This is a genomic window from Amycolatopsis sp. H20-H5 (genome assembly GCF_035828755.1).
Lineage (GTDB): Bacteria > Actinomycetota > Actinomycetes > Mycobacteriales > Pseudonocardiaceae > Amycolatopsis.
In genome coordinates this window covers 24,545-44,341 of record NZ_JAYMZS010000005.1, presented here as the reverse complement: position 1 = coordinate 44,341, position 19,797 = coordinate 24,545, and the positions used below count along the sequence as shown (strand labels likewise).

At 66.6% G+C, this 19,797-nt stretch carries 22 protein-coding genes; 13 read left to right on the top strand and 9 right to left on the bottom strand.

Going from position 1 to position 19,797, the window contains the following annotated elements:
- Window position 1 precedes the first annotated feature (1 nt).
- From QMK34_RS03815 to QMK34_RS03790, 6 genes are read right to left on the bottom strand one after another with little or no spacing between them, the layout of a single operon-like run.
- On the bottom strand, window positions 2–1,879 hold the full coding sequence (locus QMK34_RS03815) for an NADH-quinone oxidoreductase subunit 5 family protein (RefSeq protein WP_326411513.1): 1,878 nt from the start codon (window positions 1,877–1,879) through the stop codon (window positions 2–4).
- Window positions 1,876–2,181, bottom strand: coding sequence for an NADH-quinone oxidoreductase subunit NuoK (gene nuoK / locus QMK34_RS03810; RefSeq protein ID WP_326411511.1), 306 nt, complete (start codon window positions 2,179–2,181; stop codon window positions 1,876–1,878). Before nuoK ends, QMK34_RS03815 begins: the two co-directional genes overlap by 4 nt.
- Complete coding sequence (locus QMK34_RS03805) at window positions 2,178–2,738, bottom strand: NADH-quinone oxidoreductase subunit J family protein (RefSeq protein WP_326411509.1); 561 nt, start codon at window positions 2,736–2,738, stop codon at window positions 2,178–2,180. Before QMK34_RS03805 ends, nuoK begins: the two co-directional genes overlap by 4 nt.
- A 4-nt stretch (window positions 2,739–2,742) precedes the next feature.
- Entirely contained in the window at window positions 2,743–3,684 is a 942-nt protein-coding gene (locus QMK34_RS03800; protein WP_326411507.1) for a complex I subunit 1 family protein, read from the bottom strand.
- Complete coding sequence (locus tag QMK34_RS03795; RefSeq protein WP_326411504.1) at window positions 3,677–4,930, bottom strand: hypothetical protein; 1,254 nt, start codon at window positions 4,928–4,930, stop codon at window positions 3,677–3,679. Before QMK34_RS03795 ends, QMK34_RS03800 begins: the two co-directional genes overlap by 8 nt.
- Window positions 4,921–5,271, bottom strand: coding sequence for an NADH-quinone oxidoreductase subunit A (locus QMK34_RS03790; protein ID WP_326411500.1), 351 nt, complete (start codon window positions 5,269–5,271; stop codon window positions 4,921–4,923). The genes QMK34_RS03795 and QMK34_RS03790 overlap by 10 nt, the downstream gene beginning before the upstream one ends.
- Before the next feature lie 262 nt (window positions 5,272–5,533).
- Here QMK34_RS03790 and QMK34_RS03785 point away from each other — a divergent pair, with 262 nt between their 5' ends.
- The 8 genes from QMK34_RS03785 (at window position 5,534) to QMK34_RS03750 (ending at window position 12,115) form a co-directional block, all read left to right on the top strand.
- The gene (locus tag QMK34_RS03785; RefSeq protein WP_326411498.1) at window positions 5,534–5,923 is read left to right on the top strand and encodes a hypothetical protein; all 390 of its coding nucleotides are present in this window, start codon (window positions 5,534–5,536) and stop codon (window positions 5,921–5,923) included.
- A gap of 71 nt (window positions 5,924–5,994) precedes the next feature.
- Entirely contained in the window at window positions 5,995–7,125 is a 1,131-nt protein-coding gene (locus tag QMK34_RS03780; RefSeq protein ID WP_326411495.1) for a PLP-dependent cysteine synthase family protein, read from the top strand.
- The gene (locus QMK34_RS03775) at window positions 7,122–8,375 is read left to right on the top strand and encodes an MDR family MFS transporter (protein ID WP_326411493.1); all 1,254 of its coding nucleotides are present in this window, start codon (window positions 7,122–7,124) and stop codon (window positions 8,373–8,375) included. Before QMK34_RS03780 ends, QMK34_RS03775 begins: the two co-directional genes overlap by 4 nt.
- Window positions 8,376–8,519: 144 nt before the next feature.
- Window positions 8,520–8,882, top strand: a complete 363-nt coding sequence (locus QMK34_RS03770; RefSeq protein WP_326411491.1) for a BlaI/MecI/CopY family transcriptional regulator — start codon at window positions 8,520–8,522, stop codon at window positions 8,880–8,882.
- Entirely contained in the window at window positions 8,879–9,835 is a 957-nt protein-coding gene (locus QMK34_RS03765; RefSeq protein ID WP_326411489.1) for a M56 family metallopeptidase, read from the top strand. The genes QMK34_RS03770 and QMK34_RS03765 overlap by 4 nt, the downstream gene beginning before the upstream one ends.
- Window positions 9,836–10,231: 396 nt before the next feature.
- Complete coding sequence (locus tag QMK34_RS03760) at window positions 10,232–11,146, top strand: class I SAM-dependent methyltransferase (protein WP_326411487.1); 915 nt, start codon at window positions 10,232–10,234, stop codon at window positions 11,144–11,146.
- Between the two features lie 90 nt (window positions 11,147–11,236).
- Window positions 11,237–11,653, top strand: coding sequence for a hypothetical protein (locus QMK34_RS03755; RefSeq protein WP_326411485.1), 417 nt, complete (start codon window positions 11,237–11,239; stop codon window positions 11,651–11,653).
- A gap of 18 nt (window positions 11,654–11,671) precedes the next feature.
- A complete protein-coding gene (locus tag QMK34_RS03750) occupies window positions 11,672–12,115 on the top strand; it encodes a DUF305 domain-containing protein (protein ID WP_326411484.1) in 444 nt (147 codons plus the stop codon).
- Here the strand turns inward: QMK34_RS03750 and QMK34_RS03745 are convergent.
- Together QMK34_RS03745 and QMK34_RS03740 are read right to left on the bottom strand one after the other, a co-directional pair.
- Window positions 12,008–13,513 (bottom strand): multicopper oxidase family protein, encoded by a 1,506-nt coding sequence (locus QMK34_RS03745; protein WP_326411482.1) that lies wholly within the window; start codon window positions 13,511–13,513, stop codon window positions 12,008–12,010. The genes QMK34_RS03750 and QMK34_RS03745 overlap by 108 nt on opposite strands.
- A 317-nt stretch (window positions 13,514–13,830) precedes the next feature.
- On the bottom strand, window positions 13,831–14,091 hold the full coding sequence (locus QMK34_RS03740) for a hypothetical protein (protein WP_326411480.1): 261 nt from the start codon (window positions 14,089–14,091) through the stop codon (window positions 13,831–13,833).
- 588 nt (window positions 14,092–14,679) lie between these two features.
- On the opposite strand from QMK34_RS03740, the gene QMK34_RS03735 reads away from it, so the two are divergent.
- From QMK34_RS03735 to QMK34_RS03715, 5 genes are all read left to right on the top strand, one after another.
- Window positions 14,680–14,997, top strand: a complete 318-nt coding sequence (locus QMK34_RS03735; RefSeq protein ID WP_326411478.1) for a hypothetical protein — start codon at window positions 14,680–14,682, stop codon at window positions 14,995–14,997.
- 236 nt (window positions 14,998–15,233) lie between these two features.
- Window positions 15,234–15,485: a hypothetical protein gene (locus QMK34_RS03730; RefSeq protein ID WP_326411476.1), complete on the top strand. Its 252-nt coding sequence runs from the start codon at window positions 15,234–15,236 to the stop codon at window positions 15,483–15,485.
- 132 nt (window positions 15,486–15,617) lie between these two features.
- A complete protein-coding gene (locus tag QMK34_RS03725; protein ID WP_326411474.1) occupies window positions 15,618–16,676 on the top strand; it encodes a C40 family peptidase in 1,059 nt (352 codons plus the stop codon).
- A gap of 38 nt (window positions 16,677–16,714) precedes the next feature.
- Window positions 16,715–17,077 carry a BlaI/MecI/CopY family transcriptional regulator gene (locus QMK34_RS03720; RefSeq protein WP_326411472.1) on the top strand — a complete coding sequence of 121 codons (363 nt, stop codon included), beginning with the start codon at window positions 16,715–16,717 and terminating at the stop codon, window positions 17,075–17,077.
- Between the two features lie 83 nt (window positions 17,078–17,160).
- A complete protein-coding gene (locus QMK34_RS03715; RefSeq protein WP_326411470.1) occupies window positions 17,161–18,015 on the top strand; it encodes a M56 family metallopeptidase in 855 nt (284 codons plus the stop codon).
- 9 nt (window positions 18,016–18,024) lie between these two features.
- Here the strand turns inward: QMK34_RS03715 and QMK34_RS03710 are convergent, their stop codons facing one another.
- The gene (locus QMK34_RS03710; protein WP_326411467.1) at window positions 18,025–19,458 is read right to left on the bottom strand and encodes an NF041680 family putative transposase; all 1,434 of its coding nucleotides are present in this window, start codon (window positions 19,456–19,458) and stop codon (window positions 18,025–18,027) included.
- Window positions 19,459–19,797 lie beyond the last annotated feature (339 nt).

The following is a 19,797-nucleotide window of genomic DNA, read 5'->3' as shown; positions in this document are numbered from 1 at the left end:
GTCACCTCAACACGATCAGGAGCAGGACGGCCAACGCGGCGAAACCAACGACGGCCTGGGCGTAGTACTGGTGCGACATCCCGGTCTGCGGGCGGCGGGCGATCCTGCCCAGCCACCCGGTTCCGACGGCGACGGCGTTCACGGCGCGGTCGACGAGCCGGTCGTCGACACCGCGGCCAAGCTTGGCGGACCGCGCCGTCCAGCGCATGACAGCATCCACCAGCCCGTCGACACTGACCCGGCGTTCTCGGACCTCGGCAGCGGCCCGGCCGACGACGCCGGTGCCCCGCAGAGCTGCGCGTTCGGTGGCACCGTCCACTGTGGCCAGTCCACGGGCGAGGGCGTACACCGGCACAGCGACCAGCCGCCTGGCCAGCCACTCGAGCCCGAGCCAGTTCGCGAACCACCGACGCAGGACGCCGTCCGGCACCGTTCGTCCACTGTGGATCCACCAGGTCACCGCGCCCAGCACGACCAGGGCAAGCGCGCCGGACAGCACCAGCTCGGCCACCGTTGCCTCCGTGGGGAGCCAGACCAGGCCGAGCACCGCCGCGGCGACCGCGAGCACGATCATCGGAATCGCCATCGCCACGGGCACCCTGGGTCGCTCGGTGGGCGCTTCCTCGGTCTGCCGCAGCAGCAGGACCAGTGCCTTTCCTGCGTACAGTGCGGAAACCGCTCCCGCGGCCAGTCCTGCGAGGTAGAGCGGCGTGCTCGACCGGAGGACACCAGCGAGCACGCCGTCTTTGGTGATCCAAAGCGACAACGGCGGCGCTCCGGCCAAGGACAACGCACCGACCGCCGCGACCGCACCCACCAGCGGCAGCCGACGGCCCGCACCGGCGAGTTCACGCAGATCCTTGGTACCGAGCAAATGCAGCAGGGTGCCCGCGGCGAGGAACAGCAAGGACTTCGTGGCCGCGTGCGCGACCAGGTGGGCCATCCCGGCTTCCCGGCTGCCGGCCGCGGCGGAGAGAACGAGGAAACCCATCTGCGCGCAGGTCGACGCGGCGAGCAGCTGTTTGAAGTCGGTCTGCGCCACCGCGACGAGCCCAAGCAGCAACGCCGTCAACACGCCCACCCACGCGGCGGTGGTCGCCGCCCAAGGCTCGGCGGCCAGGAGGTCTCCGGTGCGCAGGAACAGGTAGGCCCCTGCCGCGACCATCGTCGCCGAGTGCAGCAGTGCCGACACTGGGCTGGGGCCCTCCATGGCGCGCGAAAGCCAGAAGGCGAAAGGAATCTGCGCGGATTTGCCCAATGCCGACACCAGCAGGCCCGCCATGACCACAGCCCGCCACCCGTCGGGCAGCGAAGCGAGCCGGTCGATCTCGAGCGTGCCCGCGGCGGCGAACGCCCCCGCGCACGCGAGGTAGAGGCCCAGGTCCGCGGCTCGGGTGACCAGGAACGCGGTGTTGGCCGCGTCGACCCGCCTGCTGTCGGGCCACCAGAAGCCGATCAGGGCGTAGCTCATCGCGCCCATCAGTTCCCAGCCGGCGAGCAGGACGCCCAGGTTCGTCGCGGTGACCGTGCTCAGCATGCCCGCCACGAACACCAGCAGCAGGCCGAAGAACCGCGCCCTGGCGTCGTCTGCGGCCAGGTCCGCACCCGCGTAGACGATGACCGCGAGCGCGACCACCGTAACGGTCACGACCAGCACCGCGGACAACCCGTCGACCGCGAGCCCGGCGGGCAGACCGGCCAGCCAGGCGGCCGACACACTCGGCCTGCCCACGGCGACTGTCACCGCAAGGACGGCAGTCACCAACCCGGCCAGCAGAGCGACCGGCCACGCGACTCGGTCGGCCCGGCGCCCTGCCAGCAGCAGGAGGCCGCCGACGCCCAGCGGCAGGCCCGGCAGCAGCCACAGAAGTGCGTTCATCCCCGCAGATCCCCAGCCATGTCGGTCATGTCGACGTCCCGAGCACGGAACAGCGCGATCTGCACGGCGAAGCCCATCGCCATCTCGATCGCCATCACGCAGAACGCGATCAGCACGAGGATCTGGCCGTCCGCCGAGGCCGGAGACTGGTAGTGCCAGAACGCGACCGCGGCCAGGATCACACCGTTGACCATGAGCTCCAAGCCCATCATCAGCATCACGATCGACTGCTGGGACAACGCGCCGAAGAGGCCGACGGAGAACAACGCCGCCGCGGTCAGGAGGAACAGCTGGAGGTTCACCGCCCGACACCCCCGCGTGCCGCGTCATCGGGCGTCTTCCGGTCGAGGTCGTCGCCGTAGCGGTCGTACCGGCCGCGGTGGGTGGCCAGCGCCAGCGCGGCGATCATGCACGCGAGCAGGGCGACCCCCGCGGTGAGGAACACCAGCATCTTCGAGCCCATCATGCCCTCACCGATGCTCAGCGTGACGTCTGCGGGCGCCACGCCCTTCGGCGCCGGCCAGCGCACGGTCAGGATCACGATCGCGAGGCCGAGGAACGTCAGCACGGCCGCGCACGCGGAGAATCGCTGATTGTGCACCATCTTCATGGGCATCAAGCCGCCGGGATTCATCATGAACATGATCATGAACACCACCATGATCACCATCTCGCCAGTCATCATCAGCAGCATGATCCCGCCGACGAACCCGCTGTTCAGCAGGAACGCGAGCCCGGCAACGCCGAGGAACGACACCAGCAGCAGGAACGTCGCGCGGACCATGGAGTCCACCCGGAACACCAGCACGCCCGCGAGCACCGCCACCGGTGCCAGCACGAAGAAAATCGCGGAACCCATCGAATCACCCTCCCGTCGACAGGACGATCACGCACACCACGAACAGCTGCACGAGCGTGACCGGGATCAGCACCACCCAGGCGAACTCCTCGAACCGGTCCATCCGCACCGCCGCCAGCCGCCGCCTCGACCACACCAGCAGCCACAGCACCGCTGAAGTCTTGAGCAGCACCCACGCCCAGTCCGGCAACAACGGCCCGGCTCCCCCGCCGAGAAAGAGCGGCACCGCGAACGCGGCCACCACGACGAGCACCAGGTAGCGACCGGCCAGGAAGACCAGTCTGTCCACTCCGGACAGCTCGACGGTCACCCCACCGGCGAGGTCCGCGCCCATCGGGGTGGCGAACGGGCCCCAGAACGCGGCCGCGGCCCCGGTCAGGAGGTAGACAACGAACCCGACCGGCAGCCACACCACGTACCAAAGCCCCTGCTGGGCCTCGACGATCGCCCCCACCCGCAGCGACTCACCCGCCAGCGCCACGGTGATCACCGTGATCGCCAGCGGCATCTCATACGCCAGTGCCTGCGCGACGAAGCGGTAGCCGCCCACCAGCGACAGCGCCGAGTTCCCGCCCCAGCCCACCAGATACAGCGCCACCCACAGCAGGGCGAGCCACGCGGTCCACCAGACCACGCCGATGTCGAGGTCCGACAACGCCGTCCCGGCTCCGCCCAGCGGAATCACCGCCGCCGCCAGCAGTGCCACCACCGGCACCATCCCGATCCCGACCCGCCACACCACCGAATCCGGGCGCCGGGTGGTTCGCCGCTGGGTGAGCAGCAGGCGCACCCCTTCCCGCACCGGCGTGACCACGTCGTCGAGCGCGACCACGCGTCCGGCGACGCGGGCGCCGAGCACCGCGTCGAGTGAAGCGGCGAACGTCGCCAGCGCCAGCGCCACCACGGGCAGAACAGGCAGGACCCACCAGACGGTCACGTCAGGCACCCGGCACCACCGCTCCGGCGCAGTCCGGGTCCAGGCTCGCCACGATCACCCGTGCGGCGGCGAGCTCGGTGCCGGCGATCAGTCCGGGTAGGACGGTCAGCAACGCTGCCTCAGCCGAGGCTGGTCCACGCGGGCCTTCCGAGGTGTCGGCATCCAGCAGTGCCTCGCCTCCGTTCCGCACGGCGAGCAGGGCTTCCCCAGTTTCGAGGAGCCAGCGACTCATCCGGGCGGTGACGTCCCCGTCGCCACGCTGGGCCGGCCCACCGACACCGGCTCGGCGGGCCGCTGACGCGCTCAACGGCCCCAGGCCGTCGGTCATCCGGCGAATCGTGCGCGACTTCCGAAGCCGTCGGCTCAGCGCCAGGAACCGGCCGGTCACGTCCACGATTTCGGCATCGGTGAGCAGGAGGTCTCGCAGGACCGCGCACTGAACAGAGTCACCCTCGGCGCCCAGCACCAGGAGCAGCCGGTGCAGGCTGTCCAAATGGGACGCCGCACGACGTCGCTCGGCCTCGGCGACGCTCACCCGCTCACCCGCTCGCGCCGCGAGCCAAGGGGCCGACCAGAACGGCATTCCGGCCGCTGGCACGCCGCTGACGTCGACGGCGGTGACCTCTTGCACGAGATCGCCCTGCAGCACGACGTCGACCACCAGCCCGTCGGGCCAACCCGGCAGCACCGGCCCCAGCGGGACGTGCAGCACGTCGAGTTTCAGACCGTCACGGTCGGCGGCCCGATCAGCCATCGCCAGGCCCGCGACCTCGCCGGAGTGCAAGTGCCCTGAGTGTTCCTCCCCGCCGTGACCGCCGTGCTCGTGTCCGCCACGGTCGGCGAGGTGCCCTCCATGGCCGCCGCGTTCCGCCTCAGGCTCAGGCACGCCCGCGTGGTTTTCTTGCCTCGTAGGCACTTGCGGGGGATCGCGGCGACCGGCTCGCGCCTGTGTTTCGTCGATGAGGTGCTTCCTGGCGTCTTCCAACGCCCGGCCAACGGTCGTGGCCGCGCCACGCGGGAACTCGATCCGGACTTTGGGCAGCGGCATTCCCGCGTAGACGGCATCGGCGATGGTCGCATCCGCGCCACAGACCAGCAGGATATCGGTGTCTGCGGGGGTGGCAGCGACAGGCCATCCCTGAGTACGCAGCCACCGCTCGGCCGCCAGCCGCTCGCGTGTGGCGCCCGTGCCGACGAGAACCAGGACATGGGGGCGGCGAAAGCCGAACGCCCGCAGCCGGTCGATCACACCCATCGCAGCGCCCCTTCCCGCCAGGCGTAGAGCACGCCGATGAGCAGGATGAGCAGGAAAAGGCCCATCTCGACCAGCGCCTTGACCCCGGTCCGCGCGAACACCACCGCCCACGGATACATGAAGACCATTTCCATGTCGAAGGCGAGGAACAGCAGGCACACCGCGTACCAGCGAACGTGGTACCGGCTGACCGCGTGTTCCTGGGGATCGTGACCGGCCATGAACGGCCCGGCCCGGAGCAGCCGATAAGTCGGGATGAGCCGCTTGCTCACCTCGTAGACGAGCGCCACACAGGCGAGCGCCACCACCAGCAGCATCAACGGGCCGACGTAAGCGTTCACGATTCCTCCAGAACTGGGCACCGCGACAACACCCTACGAACCTTCATCCCTGCCGGCGAATCCGGCAAGCGACTCGCGTCCTCCTTCGCGTGACACCCGGGCGAACGACGCTTCCGAGCATCACGTCACCTTACCCCAGCAGGGTATATCCCGACACTCGGCGAAATCGGACGGACCTGATCACTCGCCGCCCGGACAACTAGGAATGATAGTAGGTGCCACACGAGGATTCGAAGATCATCGCTGATAGGATCCGGCAACTGTGAGGATCTCTTCGGTTACACCGCGTCGCAGAGGATGGGACGTCCTCCTCGCCTTCGCCGTACTGGCCGCCTTTCTGTTCCTTCACCTGCATCCGCACAGTCCATTGGAAAGCGGCCAGGCCCACGGCGCGGCGAGCGCCGCCGAATTCGTCGCGCTCGACTGCGATGCGCCACACGATGACCACGCCCGCCACGAGATGCCGGACACCGTCAGCCGCGTCACCCGCGTAGGTGACCTTTCCGCCCCGGCCATCGCCCCGGCCGCCCTGCCGCCGAACGCGATCAGCGTACAAACCGCGCACGGCACGTCCCGGCCGAGACCGTCTGCACGAAGTCGCCGTGACCTGGGACGACTCCACCTCATCGAACTCTGCGTCAGCCGCGTGTGACAGGTCCGATCACCGGGCACTGCCAGTATCGTCCTGCCACTTTCGTGGCGTTCACGCGAATCGAGAGTCTGATGACGTTTTTGTTTTCCACCAAGGAAACCGCGTACCCGCCCCAGGCCTCCCCCGGTCGGCTGCTGACCAACGCGGCCCGGTGCCACAGCCTGTCGACCACGGTCGGCGACACCCCCGTGCTCTGGATCGACCGACCGTTCACCCCGCCAGGCCGAGGCTTCTGGGCGAAACTCGAGGGGAACAATCCCGGTGGCATGAAAGACAGGCCGGCCCTGCACATGGTCGCCAAAGCCAAGGAACGCGGCGAGCTGCGCCCGGGTGCCACGATCGTGGAATCCACGAGTGGGACGCTCGGCCTCGGCCTCGCACTCGCCGGGATCGTCCACGGACATCCGGTCGTCCTGGTGACCGATCCCGGCCTGGAACCGATCCTCCACCACATGCTGACCGCGTACGGCGCCCACGTCGAGCTGGTGACCGAGCCGCACCCGCGAGGCGGCTGGCAACAGGCCCGCCGGGACCGCGTCCAGGAGATCCTGGCTCACGACCCGGACTCTTACTGCCCCGACCAGTACCACAACCCCGACAACGTGGCTGCCTACGCGCCGCTCGCCCTCGAACTGGTGGCCCAGCTCGGCAGGATCGACGTCCTGGTTTGCTCGGTCGGCACCGGCGGCCACTCGACCGGTGTGTCGCGGGTGCTCCGGCAGTACTTCCCCCACCTCAAACTCATCGGCGTCGACACCATCGGCTCCACGATCTTCGGCCAACCAGCGGGCAGCCGCCTGATGCGAGGACTCGGCTCGAGCATCTATCCGCGCAACGTGGACTACTCCGCGTTCGACGAGGTGCACTGGGTGGCTCCGGCCGAGTCCGTCTGGGCGTGCCGGCAGCTGGCGGCCGCCCATCACGCCAGCGGTGGCTGGAGTGTGGGCGCGGTCGCGCTGGCAGCCGGGTGGGCGGCGCGGAACTGCGAACCCGAGACCAGGATCGCCGCGGTGTTCCCGGACGGTCCGCACCGCTATTTCGACACGGTCTACAACGACGAGTACTGCCGCAACCACAACCTCCTCGCCGGACCGCCACCTGACGAACCGGACCGGATCGCCCACCCGTCGGACAACGTCGTGAAGCGCTGGACCCGGTGCTCGACGGTCCTCGACCCAGCGTTGACGGAGGCCCTCGCATGACGCAGGTCCTGACCCGGTTCCGGTCCTTCGCACGACCCTCACAGCTGTTGATGCTGAACCAGTTCACCATCAACCTCGGCTTCTACATGCTGATGCCGTACCTGGCCACCCACCTGTCCGGGGACCTGGCGCTGGCCACCTGGACGGTCGGGCTCATCCTCGGCGTACGCAACTTCTCCCAGCAGGGCATGTTCCTGATCGGCGGCACGCTCGCCGACCGGTTCGGCTACAAACCGCTGATCGTCGCTGGCTGCGCGCTGCGCACAGGAGGATTCGCGCTGCTGGGCCTGGTCGACTCGATCCCGGCGCTGATCGTCGCGTCCGCGGCCACCGGCTTCGCCGGCGCGCTGTTCAACCCCGCCGTCCGCGCCTACCTCGCCGAAGACGCCGGAGAACGGCGGGTCGAAGCGTTCGCCCTGTTCAACGTCTTCTACCAGTCGGGAATCCTGCTCGGCCCCCTGATCGGCCTCGTCCTGACCAGCGTCGCCTTCCAGGCCACCTGTCTGGTCGCGGCGTCGGTGTTCGCCGTGCTCACCGTGCTGCAGATCCGGTCACTGCCGCCACGCCGCAAACGCGCGGACGGCCAACGGCCGGCCTCCGTACTGGCGGGCTGGCGGACCGTGTTCGGCAACCGGTCGTTCGTGCTGTTCTCCTTGGCAATGATCGGTTCCTACGTCCTGTCGTTCCAGGTCTATCTCGCGCTTCCGCTGGAAGCCCGCCGCATCGCGGGAGGGGGCATGAGTGGCACCGTGCTGGTCGCCCTGCTGTTCGCTGTCTCCGGCGGGCTGGCGATCGCCGGACAGCTGAGGATCACAGCATGGTGCCGCCGGAGGTGGGGCGCGGGCCGTTGCCTGGCCGTGGGGCTGACAGTGATGGCCTCGGCGTTCCTGCCCCCGATCCTGACCTCGGGCGACGTCTCCGGAAGCCCACCCTGGCTGACCTGGCTTCCGCTGCTCACCTCGGCCGGACTGCTGGCGGTCGGCACGATCGTGGTGTTCCCGTTCGAGATGGACACGATCGTCGCGCTGTCCGGCAACAAGCTGGTCGCCACGCACTACGGGCTCTACAACACCGTGGTCGGGATCGGGATCCTGCTCGGCAACCTGCTGACCGGCGGCGCTCTCGACCTGGCTAGAGCGGCGGGCATACCAGGCGTGACCTGGTTGACACTCGCCTTGATCGGCGTCGCCTGCGCGTGGTGCCTGCGAGCGCTGGACACCACCGGCCGACTGGTGCCTGCGCCCGCATAGCCGGCAAAGGAGGTGAGCGTGCTCGGCAACAACCCGCTGAACGACTGCCGGGCACGCTCACCGTGCCGCCACCCGAACAAATGCTACTATCCTACTTAGTAAGCTGGTGACGACGATCGTCGGCAGACCTTGCACGGAGGAATTGTGCGCGGGCTCGGAGAACTGGAGAAGGCGGTCATGGACGTGCTGTGGCACGCCGATGCACCGTTGAAGGTCCGAGACGTCCTCGAACAACTCGACACCGGCAAAACACTCGCCTACACCACCGTGCTGACCGTGCTGGACAACCTCCACCGTAAGCAGTGGGTGGGACGTGAGCGTAGCGGGAAGGCCTACCTGTACCAGCCGACCCTCAGCAGGACTCAAGCCGCCGCCAATTCACTACGCGAAGTCCTGGACTCCTCGGGCGACCCGGAGTCGGTTCTCCTCCACTTCGCACAGTCGGTGTCGCCCCAGGAGTCCGTAGTGCTCCGAAAAGGACTGAGCAAACAGGCAAAGCGCGAATGACGGCAACCGTGGCGCTGCTCCTTGGCGCGCTCACCGTCGGGTGGCTGGCTCCCGCTCTGCTCGGAAGGCTGGACCTCACGCGCATTGATCCGCTCCTCGCCCTGACCGGCTGGCTGCTGAGCACAGTCGGTGTCGTGGTCGCGGCCACTGCGGGCATCGTGCTCGTGCTGGTTCCCGGTCATGGCGGTGCCCCCACCGTGTTTTCCGCGGTACACGGGTGCTGGACGGCCATTTCCCACGGCACGCCACCCAGGACAGAGGAGCTCGTTGGCCTTCTCGGTGGCCTCCTGCTGGTCTCGCTGGCACTGCGGTTCGCGGTGATCATCGTGCAAGGAACGCGGCGGCAAGCCAGGACACGGACCGAATACCTGTCCACACTCCGGGTATCCGCCCGGTTCGACCCCCGTTCCCCCACCGTCTGGTGGCTCGACCATGACAAACCCCTGGCCTTCAGCGTCGCCCATCGCCGGGGAATAATCGTCGCCACCGACGGCCTCGCCCGGCACCTCGCCACCGCCGAAGTCGCCGCAGTCCTCGCCCACGAATACGCCCATTTGCGTGGTCGCCACCACTTGCTGATCAGCTGGGTCGACGCGCTATCCCAAGCGCTCCCGGTCATCCCGCTGTTTCGACGGTCGCCCGCAGCCATGCGCGAATTGGTGGAACTGACGGCTGACGTCGCGGCCGCCCGGGAATGCGGTAGCGACATATTACGCTCAGCGCTGGCGGGAGTGGGCCGTCACAGCGCTCCAGACGATGCGCTCGCCATGGCGCGCGACGCAGTCAGCCTTCGACTGGCTCGCCTCACAAGGACAAAAAGTCCCAGTGGACGCTTCCGGCGCGGACTCTCGTGCGGCCTGGCCGCAGTGATCGCAACCGCACTACCCGCCCTTACCGGAGTCGCCCTCGTATCGGCGATCGCTCTCGTGGCTTGCCCGTTCACCGGTTCCTGACACTAGCCATCGCGTTTCTTGTCTTCCTTCAAACAAGGCCGCGATCGGCCTTGCCGACACAGTCGCTTGAGAGGCGTGACGGATGCGACGAGGGGGAGGAGATCGCACCCGTCACGCCGACGCGGCACCACCCGGAAATGCGGCCGCATTGCACATACTACCACAAATAGTACGTTTTACGCAACAGTGGGTGACTTCGCCGACAAGAGCCGAATCGTCCCGACATTCAGCCAGTTCATACATGGAGTCCCTTTTCTGTTCCCTCACTTCGAAGAGCGATCTGTCAAACCTCTTCACTGTGCCATCGCCTACTATGTAGGATAGTGGTAACTGCACGGAGGATGCCCGGCGCGACTGGAACGTGCCCGCCAATTCGCTCGCAAGGGAGTCTGCCGCATGCCCGAGGATCGCAAGCTCACGGAAGTCAGCACAGCACCGCGGCCGACGTCGCGGCAGCGGATCGGCAAAGCGCGAAGATCCCCGAAAGAAAACGTGGTACAAGCACAGTTCGGGGATCCGATCACCGTAACCGGTTACGCCGCCTCCTACCAGGATCACGGGCCCGCCGCCCGGTATTTCCATTCCCGGTTGCATGCCGTGACAGACGCTCTCCAGCACTGCACCGGCGGCGAACTGATCGACGTCGGATGTGGTCCTGGCATGTTCGCGCGCGCGCTGAGCGAATCGCGTCCACACCATTTTCGCATCACCGCGCTCGATCAATCCGCGGCCATGATCGAAGAAGCTGCCAGCAGGTTGTCCAAAATACCCGACATACGACTCTCGGTCGGACAGGCAGAAACCATTCCATTCGGCGAGGCCAGCTTCGACGTCGTCGTCGCGATGGGCGTCCTCGAGTACTGCGACGCCGAGCTCGCACTACGCGAATTCGCACGCGTAGCGCGGCCAGGCGGCCTGATTCTGGTCACGATGCTCAATCCTCTCAGCCCCTACAGAATCTTCGAATGGGTCTTGTACTGGCCATTTCTTCGCCTGCTGGGAAGAATAGAGAGAGCATTGGGCCGTACGTCGGGCATGTCCCACGGAGCGCCCAAGTCCGGCATCCGCGCGATTCCTGCCCGAACGCTCCGTCGACTGATGAACAAGACAGGTCTGCATGTCGACGACATCGTGCACTATGACATCACAGCCCTCCTGCCCCCGGTGGACAAGTTCGTGCACCGATCGACGCGCCGGTGGCGTGAGCACCCGGAACGAACGGTCAGCCGAGGCGCGCGACGCTGCCTGGGCAGCGCCTATCTGGTGGTCGCACATCGAATCGGGCCACCCAGCGGGCCGGACCATGGCTGAACGCCGACATCACCCCCGCCAGACACTTCCACGCTGCCATCGCAACACCGCCGAAAGGTGGTCGCGGAGGGAAATAGCCAAGGTGAGGGCTTGAAAGCGAGCGCGCCCGGCACACTCCGGCAGGTTCTCCTGCGGTGCACGCTCGCGATCGGGCTGATCGGCATGCATCACGTGTCCACGTCCACCTGCATGGACCAGCACACCGGTCCGATACTGATGATGTCGGCCAGTAGCAATCCAAACGCCGCAGAACCTTACTCCGACCTTGTCGGGCCGGCGCCGGGACACCATGTCCCGGCACGTTCCCATGAGTTGATGCATCTCTGCCTGGCTGTGCTGTGCGCGGCAGGCATCTCATTGCTGGTTTTACTGGCACTGATGATCACCAGCGGTTTCCCCGTCCGCACCGGCCCACCGTTCCGGCTGGTTTTCCTGCGGCTTCCCGGTCATCCTCCCGACAGACGCGGCCGAAGCATTCTCACGTCTTTGTGCCTTCTGCGGGTGTGAATCGTTGAAGGGCTAACCATGAAGAATGCCTTGATCACGTGCGGCATTGTTCTGACCTCGGCCGCCCTCGTGGCCGGATGCGGCAGCGGGGACACCACGTCCGGCAGGCAATCCAGTTCGGCGGCGAATACGCCGTCGAATGCACAGCAAGCCGACCACAACCAGCAGGACATCACGTTCGCGCAGGAGATGAGCCAGCACCACAGTCAGGCGATCGCGATGGCCAAACTGGCACCGACGCGCAGCACCAACCAGAAGGTTACCGAGCTGGCGGCCCGGATCGAGAAGGCACAGGACCCGGAAATCCAGCAGATGCAGGGTTGGCTCACCAAGTGGGGCGCCCCGGGCCTAAGGCTATTCCACGTAGGACACCACGGTCATCATCCCGGCCTCTCCGTGATAGACGTTGTGGCAATGGGCCAGCCATTGGCCAGGATTGTCGGCGTCGAAGTCGACCTCTAGTGTCTGCCTCGGTAAGACGACCGCGGTGTCCTTTCGTGGCCCGCCACCAGCCTGCCCGCGAACCTGGAATGTGTGACCGTGCAAGTGCATCGGGTGGAACATCTGGGTCTTGTTCACGAAACGCAGTCGGGCTCGCTGGCCTTCCCGCACAACCAGGCCTTCGGCCGGATTGTAGGTCTTGCCGTTCATTGTCCACGTGTACTTACCGGTGGGTCCCTCCAAAACCAGCTCGTGCGTGACGTCGGGGTTCTTCGCCGGCAGCAGCACCTGTTCGGTGGCCGCCAGCGCCGTGCCCATGACGACGGGACGTCGAAGGAAGTCCGCCATGAGCGTGCTCACGTCGGGCGAGGAGCCGCTGCCGACCTTGAACACCACTTGGGCGAAGCCTACTTTTCCTTCGGGCAGAGCAAGGAGTGCGGTGGTGGCCGAAGGCAGTTCGACAACGACGTCAACACGCTCCCCCATGCCGAGCAGGACCGCGTCGGCCGCCCTGGCGGTCACCGGGAACCCGTCGGTGTGGGTGATCGTCATCGTCACCCCGGGCACACCGACCCGGAAAGCGGTGTCCGCACCGGCGTTGATCAGCCGCAGGCGCACCCGCTGGCCAGCCTTGCCCACCACGGTCTGTGGCTGGTTTCCTACCCTCCCGTTGGCGAGGAAGTGAGGGTACGTGACGTCACCGGCGTCGCCTCCGAGCAGAGCCGACTTCGGCATGGAAGCCATATCCGCCATGCCACCCATGCCGTTTTGCAGGAGGTTCTGGTAAACAGCATCCGGAGTCTGCCCGGTACCGTCCAGCCAGTCATCGAGAACGATCACGACTTCCTGGTCGTAGTCTCCGGGTTCGGACGGATCGTCGACGATCAGCGGCGCGTAGAGCCCGCGGTCGAGTTGGACGCCGACGTGAGGATGAAACCAGTACGTGCCGGCGTCCGGCACGGTGAACTCGTACTTATACGAACCCCCGGGTTTGACAGCATCCTGCGTCAAGCCCGGCACGCCGTCCATGTCGTTGCGCAAGGCCAGCCCGTGCCAGTGCAGACTGGTCTCTTGCGGAAGCGCGTTGTGCACCTGCACACGTACCAGGTCGCCTCGTTTCGCCCGGATTTCCTTGCCGGGAATCCGCCCGTCGAACGCCCAGGTCGAAACCCGAACGCCGCCGAGATCGACGTCCGCGGGAAGAGCGGTCAGCGTGACGTCTACCGTGCTCGCGCCCACTTTCTTACGAGCCTGCTCGGCCGCGGCGACCTTCGCGGATGCGGGTCCGATCCTTGTTGGAGCCGGGGAACTGTCAGATGTGCAGGCTCCCAAGGTCGCGGTGGCGGCTAGTCCTCCACCCAAAGCGAGGAAGCGCCGGCGGCTCAGAGCGCGGAAAGTTCGGTCGGCTGCAGAAGTCATGCTCACACCTATATCCGGCTGGCGACAGCCAAGCCAATCAGGGTGGTCTCCACGTCACCAAGGAAGGAAACCTGACTATGGCCACTTGGCCAAAGACCTCTCAGACTCCTCATCTCATCGGCTCGGCCGAAGTGCCACTGTCACGAGCGACTGGGCTGCCAGTTCGTTTTCCAGAGGCGGGCGGGCAGAAACCGGAGGTGCAGGCCCGGCTGGTGCCCTCCACTTCGGAAACGAATGTCCGCGAACGGGCGTCGCAACTAGATACTATCCTCAGTAGTAACTAGGGGCAAACGTGCCCGTCACTCTTCACGCGCTTCTCACATCTCTGCGCGCACGACCGCGCGCCGGACCTTCTCCGGACTGACGAAAAGCTTTGCTGGCTGAACCCGGCGAACTTCCCCGTCAGGCCGGACCACGTAGCTGACCGGCAGGAAGGGTGGCGTCCGCAACGCTCGCGACAGCTTGATGGCGATGTCCAGGTCATGGTGAGTCGTCCTCCACCGCGGACCGTAGATCGAGGTGATGGTATCGGTCGTCGGGCCGAGTACCTCGGCAGGTTTCGCCGCCTTGTCGGCCACACGCGACTTGCACTCACCGAGCGCGCTCCTCGGTGGCGGCGCGCTGATGCTGCCCGCTGCCGAGCAGGGCCTGTCACTCATCTCGTGCGGGGCAACGGACCGCGAGCAGCAGCATCTGTGTCGGCGGCCCGGCAGCCGGTCCGCCCGGGAGGTGGGACTCGTGGGCCGCGAGCTTCACGTCGCCTCGGTCGCCGGGCGGACCGGAAAACCGGGGACGGCCGAACCCATCAAAGCGGCCGCACCGGCCCCGGAGGTAGTCGCGTCGATGACGAGGTTCGCCTGCCAGCCGGATGGTGCCGGTGGCGGGTCTTGCCACGTTCATCCTTTCCGTTCGGGGGCAGACGCGCGACGCACGGCTCCAAGACACAGAGGAGCCTCGGCTGGCCGGCCACGCGGGAATTGGCCCGCATGGAGCCCGACAAGAAGGCCCCTTCCTGACCGCAGCAACCACACGTGACGCCGCCGTGGGACCACGTGCTCACGCACCCTCGATCAGCAATCTGGACGTATACTATGTTGCATAGTAGACAGGTGGGCGAGCGGCGCCCCGGCCGCCCACCACTACACCGGAGACGGAAGCGAACGACAATGCCGAAGAACCGAGCCAGCAAGCGAACACACCGTCGCAGCGGAGCGACAATCGCTGCGATCCCGCACCACGAAGCAGGCAGGCGCACACCTCAAAAGGTCGGCTACACCCAGGAGGGCCATCGTCGCTTCATCCGCAGGATCTTCGGGTTTTTCCTGGTGATTTTGGGGATCGCGACGGTGGCTTCGCACGAGGTCGTGCACCTGGCCAACATCCAGTGGCTGCCGACCTCCGGTATGCAGGACCTCTTGACCGGATATCCCATGGGCGGCCTGCTCGTTCTCGCAGGCGTGCTCGTGTTGAGCAAGCGGCGATAACGTCCACCGCGACGATTCCGGCCCGCGGCAACGAGAGTGCACTCCGTCCCCGCCTCCCTTTTTCGACAAATGGACGACAGAGCGCATAGTGTTCGACCTCGGAGTACCTGGACAGAGATTGACGTTCCCGCTCGCGAGCGGCGGATTCACGGTCGTCGCCATCGAGGACACGCACCTGGCGCCAGTGCCCGGTGGCATCACTTTCCTGAACGTACCTCGACGAGGCCTTCAGTGGCGTGCTCGCGGCGGCCGCAGCCTTGACCCGACTGCCGTTGTTGCGCTTTCAGTTCGACTACGTGCCGGTCGTGGCGGACCATTTCGTCGACCATGGCGTCGTGATCGTCGAGACGATCCACAGCGCATCGCAGGCTCCTTGCCAGCCGAAAGCGAGCCAGGTCTGCGTCACCACCGGAACCGGATCTTGGCCGGTGATCGACGGGCATGAAGAAAACTCCGCACGATGCACGATACTCGGTCACCCACTGTGACCGACGTCTCCGAGCGGGGTTAGTACTAGGCCAAGTAGTGGACATCGGCTCGGCGTTACCCTACTGTAACCGGCGGGCCCTCGGGGCGGCCCCACCCCCGAAATTGTTGAAGCACAAGGAGATTTCGCACTCGTGAGCCCGTATCAACGCCGATCCCCGCTGCGCGCGACCATCGCCCTTGCCGCAGTACTGACCGCAACGCTCGGGTCACTTCCAGCCAGCGCGCAGCCAACTCAGCCACCGGCCAGCAGCCAGGATCCCTTGCAGCGTTACCACGACTTGGGCGCTCAAGCAGCGAAAACAGAAGAGGATTTGCTGCTCGCACAAGACGGCTTACGACAGCAGCAGGCGGCTCGCGACAAGGCCAATGCCGACCTCGAGACGACGACGGAGGCCCTTACTCAGGCCGAGGACGCGACGGGCAGATTCCGCGGAAAAGTGGACGGGGTGGCGGCCGCCGCGCTCCAAGGTGACCAGATCGGCCGCATTTCCGCGTTGTTGTCCAGCCAATCGCGGAAGGAGTTCCTGGACAAGTCCTCGGCCCTGGGAATGCTGGCTGCCAACGACGCCGAATCCCTCAATCGCCTGCGCGACGCCACCTCGGCCGCGACGTCGGCTCGCGCGGGAGCCGCAGACGCGCAGAAGCGAGCGGACGACGCGACCAGCGCGGCGCAAACAGCGGTCGACCGAGTACAGCAGCACAAGGACGACCTGAATCAGCAGATCAAGGAGGTGCGACAGGCGTTGAAGCTGGTCCCCTCGGCCGACAGGAAGCGCCTGGGCAGCGTCCAGGACTCGGGTTCCTATCTCGGGCCGCCAGGGGCCGCGAACGACGCTCTGCAGGCCGCGTTGTCCAAGCGGGGGTCGGAATACCAGTGGGGAGCCACCGGGCCGAGCGAGTTCGACTGTTCGGGCCTGACCGGGTGGGCCTACAAGCAGGCCGGTGTCACGCTGCCGCGAACCAGCCGTCAGCAATACACCGCGGGCATGCCGGTGTCTACCGACCAGCTGCAGCCCGGTGACCTGCTGTTCTACGACGACGGCAGTGGGAATCCGTCGGCCATCCACCACGTCGGCATGTTCGTCGGGAACGGCAAGATGGTCGACGCCCCCACCGAAGGCCAGCTCGTCGATGTGCGGGCGATGAAAGGCGACGGCCACCTGATCGGAGCTCGACGTATCGTCGGCTGAACCCATCCGGCCAAGTAGGCTGTCGGATCGGAGGTGCCATGCTACGCCTGGGTGAACTCGAAGCGTCGGTGATGGACGTGCTGTGGAAGGCCTCGGAACCGATGCCGGTCCGCGAGGTCCTCGCCGAGATCAACAAGAACCGGAGCCTGGCCTACACGACCGTGATGACGGTTCTCGACAACCTGTACCGCAAGGAATGGGTGGTCCGTGAACTGGACGGGCGTGCCTACCAGTACACCCCGGCCGTCAGCCGGGACGAGGCGGCGGCGCAGGCGCTGCGCGACGTTCTCGACGCCACCGACGACCCGGAGTCGGCACTCCTTCACTTCGCGAGGTCGGCCACCCCCCAGGAGTCGGATGTCCTGCGCAGAGGGCTGCGCAGAACCAGGAAGCGGCCGTGATCCTTGCGGCGGCCCTCCTGCTTGGCGCCGCTGTCGTCGGTTGGTGGGCACCGAGCGCCCTGGACCGGCACGGAGGTCCTGCCGTGACGCCCACGGCGGCGATGGCGTGGTGGTTCTCGACCTGCGCCGGCGTCGTGTTCAGCGCGGCCACCGGCGTGTTCCTGCTGCTGGTTCCGGGGCACGGACCGGCGGCTTCGATCCTCCGCCTGCTTCATGACTGTTTGTCATCGATCAGTCACGACGAGATACCGGATCTTGACCCCGTGGCCGGAATCGCCACCGCCATCGCGGTCTGCGTCGTGGTGGCCAGGCTGGGTCTCGCCACTGTCCGGAGGTGGCGGCGAAATCAGCGGCTCCACCAGGGTCACCTCGACGTTCTGCGGCTCACCGGCTCTGACAACTCGGGCATCGTGCCGACATTGTGGCTGCGTCAGGACGATCCTGTCGCGTACAGCCTCGGCGGACGGCGAGCGATGATCGTGGCCAGCCACGGCCTGGCCGAACGGCTGTCCGTACAGGAGCTCAAAGCGGTCTTCGCGCACGAACAGGCTCATCTGCGGGGCCGGCATCACCTTCTGATCAGCTTGGCGGACACGCTCGGCAAGGCCCTGCGCGTCGTTCCCCTGATGCGGAAGCTGCCCGGTGCGATCCGGGTCTTGGCCGAACTCGCGGCCGATCGTGCCGCCGCACGCCAATGCGGTTGCGAAACAGTGCGCTCCGCGCTGGCGTCGGTCACCTCGCCGTCCGCGCCGCCGTCCGCACTGGCAATGGCAGGCGGTGATGTCGCCGTCCGGCTGAGCGAGCTCAGCCTGCAGCCGGGCAAGCCACCCCTCGGGGCACGGCTGAGAGCGGTCGCCGGCGGGCTGGGAGCGACGCTGGCTCCGCTCATCGTCGCGAGCGGCATGCTGCTCGCGACGAATGTGCTCGGCTGCCGCTGAGCTTTTTGTTTAACCGGTTTGCTTCTTCGGGTCCTTGGCTGTTGTGTCGGTTTTGGTGTTTTTGCCGGGGTTGTGGTGGGGGGCTTTGCGGGTGTTGCGTGATCCTGGTGGGCGGCCTGGGCCTGGCCGGGAGGGTTTCGGTGCGCTGGCGGGCAGGGTGGTGGCCGGTCGGGTGTTGCGAAACCCTCGCCGGACTCGGGCTGGGGTGAGCCGGTCGGGTGTGGTGGGGGTTTTCTCCCAGGGGCGGCGCAGGTCTTCCACGACGCTGCGGGTCAATCTGAGTTGGGTGCAGGCGGCGATGAGCAGCCACGTCCACCGATCTGCCGTCGCTGGTGTACGCAGACGAGGCTTCGTCCAGCCGAGGGTCTGCTTGAGGAACCGGAAGGTGTGTTCAAGGTCGAAACGGCGCAGGAACATCTGCCACACCTGATCCACCATCTCCGCGTCGGTGCCGGTGCCGGAGAACCACAGCCACAACGGTGTCGGGGCACCGTCGCCGGGAAGCCGATCGACCTGCAGCCGGATCACGGTGCCCTCGATGATCGGCAGGTCGCCCTCGTGCCCGGCCCACTCACCACGACGAGTCAGCCTGGGATGCAACCGGTACCACGAGCGGGCCACCGCAGTGCCGTACCGGCTGGTCTCGGTGGTCGTTTCGTGGGCAGGTTCAGGCCAGGACCAGGGCTTGCTGAAGGTGAAATCCTCACCATGACGGAGAGTCCGCCCCACCGTCGCAGGCCCACGCGGTGGTGGCGGGAACGCCAGCACCCGGTCCGATCGCAGCCGGACCAGCAGATCAACCGGGAGATCTGCCAGCAGAAACACCAGCCGGGGCCCGTCATACCCACTGTCCCCGACAATCCAGATCCTCGGGTCCCCGTCCTTCCAGTGCCCCGCCGCGATCAACTGCTCCACCACCACACGCAACTGCGCCGCCGCCACCGCGGTGCCCTCATCGTCAGGGCCCACCCGCCGCGCATCCAGGATCGCCGTCCACGACGTCCGCCCCCGCTCCAGAACCGCCACGAACGAGTACGGCCATCCCGGGATCATCTGCGCCTTCCCCTTGCCACGCGCATAGGTGTGGCAGAACAGCCGATCCGGGGAGGTCACCGCATCCGGGCGCAACCAGTTACTCACATCGATCCCCAACACGATACGACCACCGAAACACCGCGGGATCGACTGGGAGACAACAACATTACGCAACCGGTCAACATCGACCTGCCCCTGGTTCACACCGTCATACAACGCACCATGACCACGCCGATGCTCAGCAGCCAACGACAACTCCACCAACGACGTCACCGGCCCGTCAGCGCACAACACCGCATCGCACAGTTCGAACAACGCATCAGCACGCGCGGTCAGGCACCCGTAGAGCTCATGCCGAAACCTCGCAAGCTCACCAAGTGCATCGTCTCGACGGTCGTTATGCAACACTGATCACGCAGCCCTTGGTAGCGATCTACTTCCCTCAACAAGAAGCATGATCAACCAGGGGCTGCCTTCGTGACCAACCGGGGGTAGGCGACACACACCCCGACCTTAAAACTCAAGCTGAGACCGCGTCCGGAAACTGATGTCATGTCGTCCAGTTTGACGCCTGGGGCCGCGTGACTGACGGGGGACTTTCACACGGTCTGTTCTGGTGAAGGGGACTTTTGCGAGGTTGAGTCGAGGGAGAGTCCCCTTCGGTCGCGACCCCAGGTTTGCCGTGTGCCCTGATGGGAGCCTTCACGGCGTTTAACGCTGTCATGGTGGCCTTCAGGGCACGCATGA

Coding starts and splice junctions, on each gene's coding strand:
- QMK34_RS03750 (WP_326411484.1), top strand. CDS start 11,672: ATGAAGAATGCCTTGATCACGTGCGGCATTGTTCTGACCTCGGCCGCC.
- QMK34_RS03805 (WP_326411509.1), bottom strand. CDS start 2,738: ATGGGTTCCGCGATTTTCTTCGTGCTGGCACCGGTGGCGGTGCTCGCG.
- QMK34_RS03795 (WP_326411504.1), bottom strand. CDS start 4,930: ATGGGTGTGATCGACCGGCTGCGGGCGTTCGGCTTTCGCCGCCCCCAT.
- QMK34_RS03775 (WP_326411493.1), top strand. CDS start 7,122: ATGACGCAGGTCCTGACCCGGTTCCGGTCCTTCGCACGACCCTCACAG.
- QMK34_RS03815 (WP_326411513.1), bottom strand. CDS start 1,879: ATGAACGCACTTCTGTGGCTGCTGCCGGGCCTGCCGCTGGGCGTCGGC.
- QMK34_RS03720 (WP_326411472.1), top strand. CDS start 16,715: ATGCTACGCCTGGGTGAACTCGAAGCGTCGGTGATGGACGTGCTGTGG.
- QMK34_RS03735 (WP_326411478.1), top strand. CDS start 14,680: ATGCCGAAGAACCGAGCCAGCAAGCGAACACACCGTCGCAGCGGAGCG.
- QMK34_RS03765 (WP_326411489.1), top strand. CDS start 8,879: ATGACGGCAACCGTGGCGCTGCTCCTTGGCGCGCTCACCGTCGGGTGG.
- QMK34_RS03745 (WP_326411482.1), bottom strand. CDS start 13,513: ATGACTTCTGCAGCCGACCGAACTTTCCGCGCTCTGAGCCGCCGGCGC.
- QMK34_RS03780 (WP_326411495.1), top strand. CDS start 5,995: ATGACGTTTTTGTTTTCCACCAAGGAAACCGCGTACCCGCCCCAGGCC.
- QMK34_RS03760 (WP_326411487.1), top strand. CDS start 10,232: ATGCCCGAGGATCGCAAGCTCACGGAAGTCAGCACAGCACCGCGGCCG.